This window comes from Specibacter sp. AOP5-B1-6, assembly GCF_052376555.1.
Taxonomy (GTDB): Bacteria; Actinomycetota; Actinomycetes; order Actinomycetales; family Micrococcaceae; genus Specibacter.
The window spans coordinates 1-16,653 of the sequence record NZ_JBQSVT010000024.1 but is presented as its reverse complement, the minus strand read 5'-3'; the positions used below and the strand labels follow the sequence as shown (position 1 = coordinate 16,653).

Genomic DNA, 16,653 nt, shown 5'->3' with positions numbered 1-16,653 from the left:
CAACCTTCGCCAGCGCACAGCTCACCAATGGTCAATCGGCGTTGACGTGAGCCAGCATGAAATCACAAAGGGCGGCAGACACGGTGGTTGGGGCATCCTGGGTGACGACGTGCCCTGCGCCGGGGATGAGCAATTCATCAACCCCCTCCGCTGCCGCCCACCGGGGCATCGCCGAGGCGATGTTTCCCGTGCGATCCTGCCCTCCGCGTAGCAGCATCAAGGGAATCGCCGTGCGGTAGTGCTGATCAGGCATGAGGAACTGCGTTGTCGCCTGCCAGACGGCCAGGAATTCAGTCTTGCTCTGCTGGGAGAAGGCGCGTACAAGATCTTTCCGCGCCCGGTCCGTTGCTGCCGAAGCGTCGGCCATGAGCAACGGCAGCCTGTGACGGGGGATGAGCCGCAAGAGGGGCGCGGCAACTTTCAAGCCGAGCTGCTCGAGCCTTGTCAGCGGACCGGTGTTCCACGTTGAGTCGAGCACGGCCAGTGCGGAGTATTTTCGGGGTTCGCGCCGGACCAGACGTTGCGCCAGATTCCCGCCCAGAGAATGCCCAATCAGACCGGGATGGTCCAACCCCAAGTGGGCGATAAGCGCTTCCACGTCCTTGATGAGAAGTTCGGCGCTCATGGTCGACGTGTTGGGCCGTGACGCACCATGGCCGCGAAGATCCACCAGCACGGTGCGAAATCCACTCTCCGAGAGTGCCTGTGCTTGAGGCTCGAACATCACGTGATCGGCGCCGGCTCCGTGGAGAAAGAGCACTGACGGTCCCCTCCTGCCGGAGCTGTCGTGGTCGTCATAGCGGAGAACGCAGCCTTCACGGGCCAGGGAACCGTCGAGAATACGCATACAGCGAATCTAGCAGCCACGGGAATCATGCGTTTTGGTTGCTGCTGTGCCTGTCGCGGACCGGTTTGGGGCCCGGCGGAGCAGGGCTTCGCGCAATATGTCGTGCTGGCGAGTCCGTAGACTTACTTGCATGACTGACTCTCAAGTTCGATGGGCTTACGCCGAGCGAGCTTCCGAGTACACGGCCATTCTTGGGGCAATCGATGACATGCATGAGCTTGATCTGAAGCTCATGGGGCAGTGGGCCCGGCATATTACCGGCCGCATCATCGACGCCGGATGTGGTCCTGGACACTGGACGGACTTTCTTCACAAGCGGGGTGCCGACATCTCAGGCATCGACCTCGTGCCTGACTTCATTGAGAGCGCCCGTCTTCGCTTCCCTGATGCATCATTCCAGGTCTCCTCGCTCCGCGCCCTCGACGAAGCGGATGGAAGCCTGGATGGAGTGCTCGCCTGGTATTCACTGATTCATCTGCGCCCGGCAGAGCTGCCGCCGGTTCTCTCTGAATTTGCGCGTGTTCTTTCACCTCAAGGGCACCTGCTCGTCGGGTTTTTCAATGGCGAATCCGCAGAACCGTTCGATCATGCGGTGACCACGGCGTACTACTGGTCCGTCGATCAGATGAGCAGCCTGCTGCATGATGCCGGGTTCGAAGTCCTCGAAGCCGAAACGCGCCAAGATCCAGGCAACCGGCCCCACGCAGCAATTTGCGCGATCGTTCGGTAGGGGTTCCCTCGATGGCCAGGACGTTGGGCTAAGCAGATCCTGCGCTCACCGTTCGACGGGAGTGGTCATGCTGTCTGCTCGTTTGCCGGCGGATGTTCGGCAACGCAAAACAGGTTGCCTTCCAGATCGGCCAGAGTGGTCCACTGCACGTGGGGGACTTCGTCCAGGACGTCCCATTGGTAGGTGGCACCGAGGCTGACGAGACGGTCTACCTCGGCTTGTCGTGCTCCCCATGGGACGGTCAGGTCCAGGTGGATCGTTTGGCGTTCGGAGCGGGGCTCGGTCATGGGTTGGAAGAACATGCCGAAGCCCCCGGCCCCAGCCGGCGGCAGGTAAACGCTGTCTCCACCGGGTGCGGGCGAGGCGCCGGTCACGGCCGCCCAAAATTCTGCAAGCTTGGCCGGGTTCCGCGCCTCCAGGTTGATTGCACCCAAGGTGATTTTATGCGTCGTCATGGTTGCAACGCTAGCAGGGCCAAGAAGGTAGTTCAGTTTGTTTGTGGGTGTCGATGCAGCATCAGGCTCGACGACGGCGGCGGCTGCCGCGGCGGAGGTGCCGTGGCCGATCCGGCTGCCCCAAGCCACCTTGCTCGGGAGCGGGGGCCTGCCGCCGCTCCCGCCATGCGAGCACCTCCGCTTCGATGTCGCGCGTCGGTGTAACGACAGGCGGCCCGCCCAGCAGCTGCCTGCGGGCTTCGATCACGCGTTTGTTGAAGTCTTCGAGCGCCTCGCGCACTTCGGCCTCGCGTGGGAGCCCGTCAAGACGGCTCTCCAGTTCGGCGTTCTCGACACGGAGCATGATTGCCGGTGGGCCGAGCCCGTGCAAATGCTCGGTCTCGATCTTGTGCTTGATCCACCAGTCAGGGTCGTATGTGCCGCCCAGCCCCGGCAGTGGCTTGCCGGCTCCGGGAAGGTCGTCAAAATCGCCGCGGCGGATCGCCTGCTGGATCGCCGTCTCAACCATGGCCGCCCGTTCCAGGCTGGCCCGGCCGCCGGCCGATGGCCCCCGTTGAGCTTCATCTTCGGGATCGCCACGGTCAACCCGCAGCGCCCTTTCGAGCCGACGGCGGGTCGCTGCCATCCGGGCATCCTCTTTCATCGCACAACCTCCAACTGTGCCTGGCTGCCGTCGGGCCCGCAGAGGTGACAGGAACCGTTCGGCTGTGTGCGTGCCCACAAACCCTTGCTTGGTCAGCTCGGATGATTGAAGCACACATCAATTCTCGCACCAGCGCACGTTGGAGTCACGGATCGCAGCGCCACCGGGCGGACTCGCCTACTTGGTCCGGTAATGTTCCGCCAAGAGCGCCAGACCCTCATCCAGTGACACCGTGGGCACCCAGTCGAGCACGGCCTGCGTGTGCCGCTGGTCAAACCAGTGGGCGGTGGAGAGCTGTTCGGCCAGGAACCGGGTCATGGGCGGTTCGTCGTGCACCCAGCCGCGGGATCCGGCGGCCGTCCAGGCCCTCTCAATGACGGAACCGGCTCCGCGGGCAAGCCAGCCCGGCACCGAATAACCGGGCGAACGCACACCTGCAGCGGAGCAGATCCCGGCAATCAGTTCGCCAACAGGACGCGGCTCACCATTGGTGACAACCAATGCCTGGCCGTGGGCGTGGTCCATGCGTTCCAGGCCGCGCACGATCGCCTCGGCCGCATTGTCTACATAAGTGGTGTCGATGAGCGCGCGGCCGCCGTCAAGCAGCGGCAGCCGGCCGGCGCGGGCACGCTCCACCACGCGTTCCACCAGCTGGGTGTCGCCGGGGCCCCAGACAACGTGGGGCCGGATGGCGGTCACGCGGAATTCGGGGGAGTCCTCGGCCAGGGCGATTTCTTCGGCAGCGGCCTTGGAGCGGGCGTAGTTTCCCCGGGCCAGGTTGGGATTGGCCGTGCCTGCGGAGGCACCCACAATGGAGGAACCAAAATGGGCCACGGACGGTGAGGACACAAACACAAAGTCACGCACACCCGCGTTCTGGGCCGCTGACATGAGCTGGCGGGTGCCCACGATGTTCGTGGAAACAAAGTCGCTCCAGTCCCCGGTGAAGGAAACTTTTGCAGCTAAATGCACGACGGCGTCCACGCCGGCCACCGCTCGGGCCGCCACATCAGGATCAACAACAGATCCCTGCAGCGATTCCCACGGGGACTCAACCGGGCGGCGCTGCAACGTGCGCACCAAAAAGCCGCGGTCTTGAAGCAACTGGGCCACGGCCCGTCCGAGCAGTCCGCTCGTGCCCGTCACCAGGACGCGGCGCTGGCCGGCACCTGGGTTGGTGGCAGTTTTGGAAGAAGTCGTCCTGGAAGAACCAGCCCCGGAGGAAGCGGCGCTCACGGCTTGCCCGCCTTCTCGCCTGCCAGCATTCGGGCTGCCCAGCGGGACAGCTTGGCACGGTCGATCTTGGAATTGTGCCGCACATCGGTGGGCATGGAGTCAATGACGAGCACGGCAGCCAGCGGCACATCAACCGACAATGCGGCGGCCCGGACCGAAGCTGCCAGCCCGGCTGAAGCCAGGCCTGCCCGTTTCACGGGCGGCACCGTCTCCACAATCGCAACAGCGGCCTGCGTGCCGGCCGGACCAACACCAACAATGGCGGCCCGGAAGACAGCGGGCACCAGTTCCGCAGCCTGCTCGGCGGCAACCGGAGTCTTCACGCCGCCGGCGGTGGTCAGGATGTGTTCCATCCGGCCCTCCACCCAGAGTCGCCCCGCGGCATCCAGGTGCCCCACATCGCCGCTGCGGTGCCAGCCGGGGATTAAGGTGCTGAGCTCCTGGGTGATCCACAAACGGTCGTAGCGGGCCTTCACATGCGGGGCGCGCACCAAAATCTCACCCGTCACGCCGGCCTCGGTGGTCGGCTCGGGCACCACAACGCCATCGGCCGACACCGGCGCAATCGCCACCGACGCGCCGCTGACCGCAGTGCCCACGCACACGCCATTGCCCACGCCGGCGGCACGAATGCCCGGCAGGTCAATGTCGGTGACGGGCAGCGCCTCGGTCATGCCGTACGGAGTGTGCAGGGCCGCATTGGGTGCCAGCTGCTGGACCTTGGTGAGCAGGTGCTGGGCCAGGGGAGCCCCCGCTGACAAGACAAGTCCGACGTCGGCCAATGCCTTTTGCTGCGCTGGCAGGAGTTCCGCTGCGGTCGCCACGACGTTCACGAGGGCGGCCGGTGAGGCGAAGACCACGGTGGCGTCGATGGCGGCGGCCGCATTGGCCAGGGCCTGGGCCGTGAGGGTGCGCGGCGCCGTGACGTCCATGTCGGGGGTGACAGTGGTGGCGCCCAGGGCCGGACCCAGCAGGGCGAACGGCGCGAAGCCGGCCACCAGGGCGGTGCCGGCCTCGAGGCGGTACGTTGCCTTGAGCGTGTCGCGCATGGCTGCCAGCCGCCGGTTTGTGTACACGACGCCCTTGGCCGGGCCGGTGGAACCGGAGGTGAACAGCACGGCAGCGTCAGCGTCGGCCGCGACGGGGGCAAAGGCCTGCGCGTTTCCGGCGAGCCGCACCACCCGGCCATTGGCCATGAGCTGCGGCACCGTGGCGGCAACACCAAACAATGCCTTCTTGGCGCCGGCGGTGGCCGGCGTGAAGTCCTCGGCGGCGATCTTGACGCCGGGCCAGTTGTACAACCGGGCACCGGCCAGCGCCCGCTCAATGCCAATCAAGTAGTCGGGGCCGGCACCCTTGATGGCGCGGCTCATGCCCTTGGTGCCCAGCCCCGCGTCGGCCACCACGATGACGGCGCCGAGGCGCAGGCACGCGTAGATCAAGGTTGTCAGGTTGATGCCGGGAGGGACGAGCAGGCTGACCCTGTCCCCGGCCTGCACGCCGAGCTCGCGGAGTCCGGCGGCGAGGTCGTCCACGTCCCGGGCCAGCTGTGACCACGTCAGGTGGCGGGTGGCGCCGAAGCCCGCAAGCTCGCCACGGCCCACGTCCACGCGCGGGCCCCTCGGGGCAGCGGGAGCGGCATGGTCGGCAGTGCCGGCCGGCAGCATGTCGACGATGGCGGTGGTGTTGTCAGATCGGCGTGCGTCCACTTCCGCAAGCATCGGAACGTACTGGGCCGAAGTCTCGCTCCCAGCACCAGTCTCAATGCCAGCAATGGCGCCGGCACCCAGGACGTTTTTGGCCAGCCACGCAAAGGTGGGTGTGGCGATGTCGCGGTCTTCCTGGACCAGGTGGCTTGCGCCTTCGAAACGGTGCACGTCGGCCTGTGGCAGGCGGGTCAGCAGGTCACGCAGGTAGCGGTCGGAGAACACCGGGTCCTTGGGGCCCCACATCATGAACGCGGGCACGCCAAGGGTGCGGATGTCGGAGGATACGGTGTCCAGCGCAGCCCTCGAGGGGTGGCCCTCGGCGGCGGGAATGTCGGCGACGAAATTGCCCACGCCGGCCCTGCGGGACGCAGTTTGGTACGGGGCCATGAAGGCTGTCCGGACGTCGTCGGCCAGGGCAGGCTGCGCCAAACCGTGCGTCACGCGCAGGAAGGCGGACGACGTCGTCGTGCCCCATTTGTGGACGGCGGGGTGCAGGGCAAGCTTCAAGGCAGGGGGCAGGGAGAATCCGGCCGGGTGCACTGCGGTGTTGGTCAGGACCACGGCGGCCAGCTGTTCGCGGTGGCGGGTGGCCCAGCCCAGCGAGATGAGGCCGCCCCAGTCGTGGCCGACGCTTACGACCGGCCCGGTGAGGCCGATGGCGGCGGTGAGGTCGCCGAGGTCGTTGATGCGGTCCTCGAGGCGGCGGAAGGTGCCGGTGCGTTCGGAGAAACCCATGTCGAGCTGGTCCACGGCGATGACGCGCCACGGGCCGCCGGCGGCGAGGGTTGCGGGGGAGGTGGCCCCGGAGAGCAGGGTCCGCCAAAGATAGGACCACGTGGGGTTGCCGTGCACGCACAGCAAGGTTCCGACGGGCTCCATTCCGGTGGCCAGCACGTCGGCCTCATTGTCCAAATAATGCCACTGCCGGGACGTGCCGGCCGGATCAACGGCTGAGGTGGACGGCACAGAAAGGTTCCGCCGCCAACTGCCCTGAACGCCGGGCCACGGCTCGGACTTGCCGCCCGCCGGAGAGTCAAGGTCCAGCGAAGCCACTGCTACCACGCAATTTCCATCATGGCGGTGTTCAGCCCGGAGCCGACGCCCATGCACAGCACGCGGTCGCCGGCGTTGAGGCTCTGGGATTCCTGGGCCAGTGTCATGGGCAGCGATGCCGGGCCCACGTTGCCCCACTTCGGGAACGTGATCGGGACCTTGCCCCGGACCAGGTCCACGGCCTTGATGATGGCATTGGTGTACGAGTTCGAGACCTGGTGGGTGACGTAGCGGTCCATCGAGCGCCAGTTCCAGCCGTCGGTGTGGGCTTCGTCCCACGCATCCGTGACAAGTTCCAGGCCGTTGTCCAGCAAACCCTTGGTATCCGTGAACATGCCGTCGGGCCCGCCAACGCACAGTTCGTGGTGCTGGGTGCCGGCCCGTGAAACGCCGCCCACAATGCGGTGGCCGCCGGGGTGCAGGTCCGCCCGGCCGATCACGGCTGCTGCCGCTCCCGAGCCCAACGTCAGCGTGGCAAATTCCTTCAGGTAGTCCTCACGGGTGGAGGTCTCGGCGTTGAGCCGCCGGAACGTAGTCTCCTGGGTTGCCTGGGCGTCTTCGCCGGCAACAATCAAGGCGTACTGGATCTGGCCCGAATCAATCATGTTGGCGGCCAGGGTCATGCCGTTGACAAAGCCAAGGCAGGCGTTGGCCACGTCAAAGTTCATCGCCGAGGACGGCAGTCCCAGCCCGTGGTGGATTTTCACGGCCACGGAGGGTTCAAGGTTGCGCCGGGTGACGGAGGTGTTGATCAACAGCCCGATCTGGCCGGCTTCAATCCCGGCCTCGGCCAGGGCCTTGGCGCCCGCTTCGATGGCGGCGTCGTCGAAGTCCGTTCCGGGCGCCCACCAGCGGCGTTCCTCCACACCTGCGACACGTTCCAACAGCCGCTTGGAGAGGCGCAGCCGTTTCAGGCTCGGGGCCAGCCGGGTGTCAAAGTCGCTGGACTTGACGACAACGGGAGCCTCAATGCTTGAAACAGCGAGCAAGGCGGTGTTGTGGTGACGAAACGTTGCGTTGCCGATCAAAATCCAGCCTTTTTCTTGTGGTGTTCGGTGTCAGACGGCACCGGAAATCCAGTGACTGTGCCTTAAATCGTCCGGGACTGCCTTGACTGGCCCCCCGTACAGATCAAGACCCACCCTTAACTATGCACCTTGGAGGGGTGTTCGTGCACATGCGCCACTTTGCATACACGCGCGCCGCTCCCGCGTGGGCCGGGGAGATTCACGGTAGATTGGCAGGTGAGAAACAGTCCGGCGCAGGAGAAGAATACAGTTTGCATCTAAAAAGTCTTTCCGTGCGCGGATTCAAGTCCTTCGCCTCGGCCACCACCTTTGACTTTGAACCCGGTGTCACGGCTGTGGTTGGGCCCAACGGCTCGGGCAAGTCCAACGTGGTGGACGCCCTGGCCTGGGTCATGGGCGAACAAGGCGCCAAGACACTGCGCGGCGGCAAGATGGAGGACGTCATCTTCGCCGGCACCTCGGGGCGCCCGCCGCTGGGCCGGGCCCACGTTGCCCTGACCATTGACAATGCCGACGGCGCCCTGCCGATCGACTACGCCGAAGTCACCATCTCCCGCACCCTCTTCAGGGCCGGCGGCTCCGAATACGCCATCAACGGGACCGCCTGCCGGCTGCTGGACATTCAAGAGCTCCTGTCCGATTCGGGCCTGGGCAGGGAGATGCATGTCATAGTCGGCCAGGGGCAGCTGGACAAGGTCCTGCACGCCACGGCCGAGGACCGCCGCGGCTTCATCGAAGAAGCCGCCGGCATTCTCAAACACCGCCGCCGCAAGGAAAAGACGCTGCGCAAACTGGACGCCATGTCCGCCAACCTGGCCCGGCTGACGGACTTGACGGGCGAGATCCGCCGCCAGCTCACCCCGTTGGGCAAGCAGGCTGCCGTGGCCAGGCGCGCCCAGAGCGTGCAGTTTGACGTCCGCGACGCCAGGGCACGCCTGCTGGCCGATGACATTGTGACGTTGGGCACCGCCGTCGAACGTGACGAAGCGGCCGAGCTGGCGTTGAAGAACCGGCGCGAACTGGTGGAGCAGCAGCTGCAGGGCGGCAGGGAGCGGCAGGCCGGGCTCGAACAGGCAGCCGCCGCGGCCACGCCCGTGCTGAACGCGGCCCGTGATGATTGGTATCAGCTGTGCGCAACGCGTGACCAGCTGAAGGCGCTGGGCGCGCTGGCCGCCGAACGCCAGCGACACCTGGGTGCCGCCGACGCCGCCCCGGACCCCAGCCGCGACCCCGACAAGCTCGCCGGGCAGGCCGCCCGCCTGCGTGCCGAAGAGGCTGAACTGGACATGGCGTTGGAGGAGCGGCGCTACGGCCTGGAGACGGCCATGGAGATCAAGGAAGACGCCGAATCCGCCGTCCGTGCCGAGGAACAGCGCGTCCGGGCGCAGTTGCGCGCCACCGCCGACCGGCGCGAGGGGCTGGCCAAGCTGGCCGGCAAGGTTGCCTCCGCCCGGTCCCGGGTTGAGTCGGCCGAGGCTGAAATCGGCCGACTGCACCAGAGCAAGGCCGCCGGCGCCGACAGGCACAGCGCCGCGGCCGAGGAGTTTGCCGCGCTGGAGTCGCAGGTTGCCGGGGTGGAATCCGGCGAGGAACGCCTCGACGCGGACTACGAGGTGGCCGCCGAGGCCCTGGCCGGGCTTGACGGACAAATCCAGGCCGTCACCGAGGACCAGCTCGCCGCCGAGCGTGAACGCGATTCCCTCACAGCCCGCCGCGACGCACTCGCCGTGGGCCTGCTGCGCAAGGACGCCAGCGCACACCTGCTCGAGGCCCGCCCGGCCGGCGTCATGGCGTCCATGGCGCAGCTGATCCGGGTGGTTCCCAGCCATGAAACAGCCATCGCGGCAGCACTTGACGCGGCGGCCGAGGGCGTGGCTGTCAGCGATGCTGCGGCCGCGCTGGATGCCCTTGAACTTGTCAAGAAGCACGACGGCGGACGCGTCACCCTGGTCGTGGCCGGTGCCGGTGCCGGTGCGGGGGAGTCCGTTGGCGGCATGGATCAGCCCGGCGACGAACGGCACCCCAACCGGGAGGTGGCCGCGAAGCTGGCGGCAGCGGCAGGCGCGGCCGACGCGGTGGCGGGTGCCGCCGTCGGACGTGCACAGGTCAGCGGCCCCGCGGAGCTTGACGCGGCGCTGGATGCGTTGCTGGCCGCCGTGGTGCTCGTGCCGGATCTGGCTGCCGCCAAACAGGTCCTTGACCGCGATGCCGGGTTGACGGCCGTGACGGCCCAGGGGGATGTCGTGACGGCGTTTTACCTGAAGGGCGGCTCCGCCACGGCGCCGTCGCTGCTGGAACTGCAGGCCGCCGTCGACGAAACCGAGGCGGCGCTTCATGCTGCCACGGCGCGCGGGGAGCAGGCGCGGTTTGCGCTGGCCGGATTGCAGTCGCAGCGCGCCGGGCTGGCAGAGGCGGAAGCCGGTGCCCTGGCGGCCCTGCACGAGTCCGATGCGCGGCTGGCGGCGGTTGCCGAGCGGCTTGGGGCGCTGGGGGCCACCTTGCGGTCGGCGGCGGGGGAGTCGGAGCGGCATGCCCAGTCGTTGAACGCGGCCACGGCAAATCTTGCCACCGAACAGCAGTCGCTCGAGGAGATTGCCGCCCGGCTGGCCCAGGCGCAGGAGGCTCCCGCCGACGTCGAGCCTTCCATGGAGGAACGCGACACCCTGGCAGCCGCAGCCGCTGCCGCGCGCGCCGTGGAAATGGAGACGAGGCTTTCGCTGCGGAGCACCGAGGAGGCGCTGAACACGGCGCGCAACCGGGCCGCAGCACTGGAACGGGCCGCGGCCACCGAGCGGACGGCCCGGGAGCAGGCTGCGCAACGGGCCAACCGCCGGCTGTTCCAGGCGAAGAAGGCTGCCGCCGTGGCCAAGGCGGCCGAGCACATTTTGGTGTTTGTGGACGAGTCGATTGCGCTGGCCGAGCGTGTCCGGGACGAAGCCGAGGAGCAGCGGGCCGCCCGCGAGGTTGAGCTGATGGCCGTCCGCGCCGCGACCGTGGAGGCTGAGAAGGAACTGGCGAAGCTCACGGACACCGTGCACAAGGACGAAATGGCCCGGGCGGCACAGCGCCTGCGCATTGAAACGCTGGAGAACAAGTCCATTGAGGAGTTGGGCCTGAGCGTCGACCACCTGCTGCGCGAGTACGGGCCAGAGACGCTGGTGCCGCTGGGCCCGGGCGAGGTTACCGACAAGTGGGCGGCGCTGCGCGTTGAAGTGGACGATTCCGGCGACGAAATCCGTGAGGGCACCCCGTTTGTGCGGGAGGAGCAGGAAAAGCGGCTCAAGCGTGCCGAGCGCGACCTGGCGGCCCTGGGCAAGGTGAACCCGCTGGCGCTGGAGGAATTTGCGGCGCTGGAGGAACGCCACCAGTTCCTGTCTTCGCAGCTGGAGGACCTCAAGTCCAGCCGCAGGGACCTGATGGACATCATCAAGGAAGTGGACCAGCGCGTCGAGGAGGTCTTCACGGCCGCCTACGCCGACACGGCCGTGCAGTTTGAGCAGGTCTTTGGCCGGCTGTTCCCCGGCGGCGAGGGCCGGCTGGTCCTGACCGACCCGTCCGACATGCTGACCACGGGCATCGAGGTGGAGGCCCGGCCCGCCGGCAAGAGGATCAAGCGGCTGTCACTGTTGTCGGGCGGGGAACGATCGCTGACGGCGGTGGCCCTGCTGGTGGCGATTTTCAAGGCCCGCCCGTCGCCGTTCTATGTGATGGACGAGGTCGAGGCCGCCCTGGACGACACGAACCTTGGCCGCCTCATCACGCTCTTTGAGGAGCTGCGCGAATCCAGCCAGCTCATCATCATCACGCACCAAAAGCGCACCATGGACGTCGCCGACGCCCTGTACGGGGTGTCGATGCGCGGCGACGGCGTCTCCACGGTCATCAGCCAGCGCATGGACCGCGCCGAATCGCCAGCCTGACTCCGGCCCTCCCCTCTGACGAACGCTCGATCACTTGTGGGTGGTTTTTCGGGAACGCTCGATCACATATGGCTGGGTGTTGTCTAGAACGTAACTACCACGTTGTCGGCCGCACCCGGTGTGGCGCGCATGCGTCTTCCCACGCCGACTGGCCAACAGCTGCCACACAGCTTTTTAAGGGTGCGGGTCCTTTGCGGGCAGCCAGAACAGGAAACTGACCGCGGCAACGGCCGTGGCCATGAGGAATGCCACGCCGTAGGAGAACTCGTCCACCAGAAAGCCGGCGGCGATGGGACCGATGATCGCGCCCAGGTCCGAACTCATCTGGAAGGTGGCCAGCACCTTGCCGCCCGAGCGGTCGTTGCCAATCACGTCGGCCACCGTGGCCTGCTGGGCCGGGCCCATGAGCCCGCTGCCCAGGCCGGCGATCGCTGAGACCAGGAAGAACCAGAACTCGTTTCCGGTGAAGCCCAGAACGCCCATGGCAACGCCGTTCACGGCCAGCCCGGACAGGATCATGGGCTTGCGGCCCCAAGTGTCGGCTAGCTTGCCGGAGAAGGTGAGCGCCACCCCGGTGCCAATCGCGAACACGGCGAGGGAGATGCCCGCGACCTCGGGTCCGGCGCCCAGAGCGGCGGTGGCAAAGAGCGGAACCAGGGCCATGCGGATGCCGAAGGCGGACCAGCCGTTGGCGAAGCCCGACGTCAGTACGGCCCTGTAGGCGGGCAGGCCGAGCGCCTCGCGCAGCGGCAGGATGTTCTTTTTCAGGGCGGCTTGGCCACGCTCATGCACAGGAACGGGGATCGCCGCAGGTAGGAAGGTGGCCACAAGAATCGCCACCAGCAGCAGTGCCGCGGCGTAAACAAGGAACGGCAGCTGCATGCCCAAACCTGCGAGCAGCCCGCCCACCGCGGGGCCGGCGATGTTGCCGAGCAGGAACGAGCCGGAATACAAGCTGGAGACGCGGCCGCGAGCTTTCGGCGGAGCCATCCGGATGAGCAGGCCCATCGCGGCGACGGTAAACATGGTGGAGCCAATTCCGCCCAAGCCCCTGAACAGCAGCAGCTGCCAATAGTTGCCGGCAAAGGCGCAGGCGGCAGAGGAGGCGCCAACAATGAGGATTCCCAGTATGTAGGTGCGTCGTTCACCCATGCGCTCCACGAGCCAGCCGCTCAGCGGGGCGAAGACCAGCCGGGTGAACGCGAAGGCGCTGACCACCACGGCGGCCGCTGCCACACTGACGTCGAAACTCTGGGCGAATTGCGGCAGGACCGGGGCCACAATGCCAAAACCGATGGCGATGAGGAACGCCGCGGCGACCAGGACCTTGATCTCGCGGGGTAGCTTCACAGCATCCGGCTCGGAAACTTTACGGGACTGGGGACTGGTCATTGGCATCAGCTAAGAGTTTGCCACACGCGGGAGGAAGGCAGTCGCTGGCAGCCCCCGTGAGAGACTGGGGGAGTGAACGATACTCTCCTCATCATTGTGTCCATTGTCGTAGGGCTCGCCATCATCGGCGGTCTCATTCCCGTCTTCCTGAAGGCCGGGCGCAACAAGCAAAACTACGTTGGTCCGCGCGACGCCAATGACCCGGCCCCGCTGGATGCCACCGATGCCCAAGGCGGCGGCACCCTGGTGGAGGATCGCCCGGAAACCCAGGTCCCGCCGTCGGACGTGGAAACCGCCGAAGTTGTACCGGAAGCTCCTGCGGCCCCGACGCTCGAGAAGCCGCTGCCCGTTGAAGGCCGGCTGGTGCGCCTGCGCGCGCGCCTGGCGAAGTCCAACAACGCGCTGGGCAAGGGGCTGCTGGCGCTGCTGTCCCGCGACACCATCGATGAAGATGTGTGGGAAGAGGTTGAAGAGACGCTGCTGCTGGCCGACATTGGCACCGATTCCACCATGGAATTGGTCGACACGCTGCGCGATCGCGTGAAGGTTTTGGGTGTCCGCAGCCCCGAGCATGTCCAGGCGATGCTGCGCGAAGAGCTGGTCAAGCTGGTCGATCCCACCATGGACCGCAGCCTGAACATTGAACGCCACGACGGCCGCCCGGCGATTCTGATGGTTGTCGGCGTCAACGGCGTGGGCAAGACCACCACGGTTGGCAAGCTGGCCCGCGTGCTCGTCGCCGAGGACAAGGACGTGCTCCTTGGCGCGGCCGACACCTTCCGTGCCGCGGCCGCCGAGCAGCTGGCCACCTGGGGTGCGCGCGTGGGTGTTCCCACCGTGAAGTCCGACGTCGACGGGGCAGACCCGGCGTCGGTCGCCTTTGAGGCGGTGAAGGCAGGCATCGAGCAGGAAGTTGATGTGGTCATGATTGACACCGCCGGCCGCCTGCAAAACAAGGTCGGCCTGATGGACGAGCTGGGGAAGGTCAAGCGTGTCATTGAAAAGCAGGCAACTGTTGATGAGGTCCTGCTGGTCCTGGATGCGACCACCGGCCAGAACGGGCTCACCCAGGCGAAGGTCTTTGCCGAGGTTGTGAACATTTCCGGCATCGTGCTGACCAAGCTCGACGGCACCGCAAAGGGCGGCATCGTGGTGGCCATCCAGAAGACGCTCGGTGTGCCCGTGAAGCTTATTGGCCTCGGTGAAGGGGCCGACGATCTGGCCCCCTTTGAGGCCGAAAGCTTTGTGGATGCGCTGCTGAATTAATTCAGTAATTTCCCGTGGCGTCCCCGTGCGGGTCGCCATGTGACCGAAAGACGTAAAGTGCCCGCCTTGGCGGGCACTTTTGTTTAACTTTATCGTAACGATTTAGTGGGCTGGGCTGCGCGGGAGATAACGCGCAGGTCACGGAATCTTGGGCAATGGTCCAATGTATAGCCAGGTGGCCAATCCGAGGAATGGTTGCGACGCCCAATGATCCCGGCAAATATGAAACTTATATGTGCAGCCTCTTTCCTTCCCTATAAGGAGTATTGCCCATATGGGTATTTATCGTTAACCGAACGCCTAACACGTTCCGCCCCGATGGCTAGGCCGCAGCCCCCTATTGGTATTCCTGTTACTGCTGTTCGACTTTGTAGCCTCACTTGCGGGGGGCGTTCATGCGCGTCTACTTTTCGAAAAGTGCGTTGAAAGGAACAAAGTGATAGACGAAATAAGGAACCGCGCAAGCGGTCGGGGTGCCCGATCTCTCCGCACGGGCTCAAAAATCTTGGCGGGCGGTGTCGCGGCCAGCATGGTGTTCATGTCCATGGGTGGAGCGAGCGCAGCGCCGGAAGATGACTCCGAGGCTATGGGCCAGGTCATCTCGACCGACTTGCTCACGCTGGACTTGCTTGATGTGGCGACCAGTACTGCTGGCAACCCAAGCAACCTTGGCCCCAACGCCGAACCGATCAACCTTGAGCTCTTGGGTGCACTTGGGTTGGACTTGGGCTCGCTGACGTTGCCGTTGCTTAACGACGGAACCAACAGCGGCTTGCTTGACTTGGGTGCCTTGGGTGTATTGAACAGCTACGCATCTGCGCCGACAGCGACCGAAGCCGCTGCTGCGGCTGGTGCTGTGGGCGAAGACGGTGCGATCGCTGTTGATGGCAACGCAGGCGGCAAGACCGGCAACGCCAAGGTCGACCTGACCAGTCTGCTTGCGCAGCTTGGACTTGACCCGGCGACGGACCCTATCGTTCGTGAACTCAGCCTCGAGATCGGTGCCCTCGCATCGACGGCAACCGAGAATGCTGGAGCTGTCAGCTCCGAGTACCTGGTTGCCGATGCCAAGGTCAACATCGAAAGCCCTGCCGTTGGTAATTTGACTACGGCTGTTGGCGAAGTTGTTGATGGCCTCGGCGTCACGCTCAACGATGTTGCAGGTACAGACAGCCCACTGCTTGGAACGATCACAGGGATTCTGGGAAGCCTGAATCTGGCTGGAATCGGTCTGAGTGACGTAGTTATTGGCTTGGATGGTGTTGATACGGCGCTGAACGGTGTCAAAACGAACCTCATCACCAAGAATGCTTCCGATCCCAACGGCATCGTCAATATTAATCTCGGCACAGGCGTTGTTTCGCTTGACCTCGCCAAGGCCTTTGACTCAGTCAACGGATTGAATGGCCAGGCACCCAACACTGAAGTAATCAATGCTGCAACTCTTGCAGCCGTTACTACGGCTCTTGGGCTGGCAATTGATGACCTGACAGCAACCGTTACCCAGGAAATCAAGAATGCTATCAACTCGATTCGCCTTGTAACTACGGCAACTGTTGAAGCCGGTATCGTCGGAGGTACGGCGACAATTGATGCATCACTTGGTCAGCTTCTCGGAACCGATGCAACGGACCCGATTGTCGATGTGAACCTGACCGGTCTTGGTGCGGGCCTCATTGAGACTACCTTGACGGTGGCGCTCAACACAGTGGCACTTCCCCTGATCAAGGGTGCTGTTGGTACTGTCTTGAACCCGGTACTGGACGGAGTTGGCACGCTGGTCTCCGGCGCGGTGGCACCCTTGGTAATCGGTCTTACCCCGGTCATTGATGGAATCCTTGCAAGCCTGGTCCAGATCACGATCAACGAGCAGCCCACTCCGGGTCTCTTGGGTGCAGAGTCATTCACCGTCAGCGCGCTGACCTTGACCCTGCTGCCCTCGCTGGATGCAGCCAAGGTTAGCTTGGCTACGTCTACTGTGAGGGCTCTGGACACTCCGGTGGTTGTCGAACCGACAATCATTGCAACACCCAGCACCGTTCCGGACGGTGACACCACAGTTGTTACCGGCGAGAACTTCCCGGCCAACACGGACGTCACTGTTCAGATTGTTGACGGATCAGGCAACCCGATTGGTGCACCTGTTACCGTGCTGTCAAACGCCGCCGGTGAAATCACCGCGACGCTGACGGTTCCCGCAGAAACTGCTGCAGGCACTGACTTCCAGGTAGAGGCAACTACAGCAGGTGGCGACGAGGCGACAACCCCGTTGGCAGTTACGAATGATGACAACACCGCAGACAACACAACTGAGAACACTGCTGTGAACACGGCTGAGAATGGTGCCGAGAACACTGCTGTGAACACGGCTGAG

At 65.2% G+C, this 16,653-nt stretch carries 11 protein-coding genes; 4 read left to right on the top strand and 7 right to left on the bottom strand.

Features of this window, described 5'->3' with window-relative positions:
* Positions 1 to 31: 31 nt before the first annotated feature.
* Positions 32 to 847 carry an alpha/beta fold hydrolase gene (locus ACT3TS_RS12835; protein ID WP_444531910.1) on the bottom strand — a complete coding sequence of 272 codons (816 nt, stop codon included), beginning with the start codon at positions 845 to 847 and terminating at the stop codon, positions 32 to 34.
* A gap of 130 nt (positions 848 to 977) precedes the next feature.
* On the opposite strand from ACT3TS_RS12835, the gene ACT3TS_RS12830 reads away from it, so the two are divergent.
* Positions 978 to 1,577: a class I SAM-dependent methyltransferase gene (locus ACT3TS_RS12830; protein ID WP_444531909.1), complete on the top strand. Its 600-nt coding sequence runs from the start codon at positions 978 to 980 to the stop codon at positions 1,575 to 1,577.
* 65 nt (positions 1,578 to 1,642) lie between these two features.
* On the opposite strand, the gene ACT3TS_RS12825 is transcribed toward ACT3TS_RS12830, so the two are convergent.
* From ACT3TS_RS12825 to ACT3TS_RS12805, 5 genes are all read right to left on the bottom strand, one after another.
* Positions 1,643 to 2,032 carry a VOC family protein gene (locus tag ACT3TS_RS12825; protein WP_444531908.1) on the bottom strand — a complete coding sequence of 130 codons (390 nt, stop codon included), beginning with the start codon at positions 2,030 to 2,032 and terminating at the stop codon, positions 1,643 to 1,645.
* 61 nt (positions 2,033 to 2,093) lie between these two features.
* Positions 2,094 to 2,675 (bottom strand): J-domain-containing protein, encoded by a 582-nt coding sequence (locus ACT3TS_RS12820; protein WP_444531907.1) that lies wholly within the window; start codon positions 2,673 to 2,675, stop codon positions 2,094 to 2,096.
* 177 nt (positions 2,676 to 2,852) lie between these two features.
* Positions 2,853 to 3,824: an NAD-dependent epimerase/dehydratase family protein gene (locus ACT3TS_RS12815; RefSeq protein WP_444531955.1), complete on the bottom strand. Its 972-nt coding sequence runs from the start codon at positions 3,822 to 3,824 to the stop codon at positions 2,853 to 2,855.
* Positions 3,825 to 3,907: 83 nt separating this feature from the next.
* Positions 3,908 to 6,682 carry an alpha/beta fold hydrolase gene (locus ACT3TS_RS12810; protein WP_444531906.1) on the bottom strand — a complete coding sequence of 925 codons (2,775 nt, stop codon included), beginning with the start codon at positions 6,680 to 6,682 and terminating at the stop codon, positions 3,908 to 3,910.
* A complete protein-coding gene (locus ACT3TS_RS12805; protein WP_444531905.1) occupies positions 6,676 to 7,701 on the bottom strand; it encodes a 3-oxoacyl-ACP synthase III in 1,026 nt (341 codons plus the stop codon). The genes ACT3TS_RS12810 and ACT3TS_RS12805 overlap by 7 nt, the downstream gene beginning before the upstream one ends.
* Before the next feature lie 251 nt (positions 7,702 to 7,952).
* Here ACT3TS_RS12805 and smc point away from each other — a divergent pair, with 251 nt between their 5' ends.
* Positions 7,953 to 11,621 (top strand): chromosome segregation protein SMC, encoded by a 3,669-nt coding sequence (gene smc / locus ACT3TS_RS12800; protein WP_444531904.1) that lies wholly within the window; start codon positions 7,953 to 7,955, stop codon positions 11,619 to 11,621.
* Between the two features lie 174 nt (positions 11,622 to 11,795).
* Here the strand turns inward: smc and ACT3TS_RS12795 are convergent, their stop codons facing one another.
* A complete protein-coding gene (locus ACT3TS_RS12795) occupies positions 11,796 to 13,013 on the bottom strand; it encodes an MFS transporter (protein WP_444531903.1) in 1,218 nt (405 codons plus the stop codon).
* 72 nt (positions 13,014 to 13,085) lie between these two features.
* Here ACT3TS_RS12795 and ftsY point away from each other — a divergent pair, with 72 nt between their 5' ends.
* Positions 13,086 to 14,279 (top strand): signal recognition particle-docking protein FtsY, encoded by a 1,194-nt coding sequence (gene ftsY, locus ACT3TS_RS12790; RefSeq protein WP_444531902.1) that lies wholly within the window; start codon positions 13,086 to 13,088, stop codon positions 14,277 to 14,279.
* A gap of 436 nt (positions 14,280 to 14,715) precedes the next feature.
* Positions 14,716 to 16,653: choice-of-anchor G family protein (locus ACT3TS_RS12785; RefSeq protein ID WP_444531901.1), on the top strand; the 1,938-nt coding region annotated here is incomplete at its 3' end.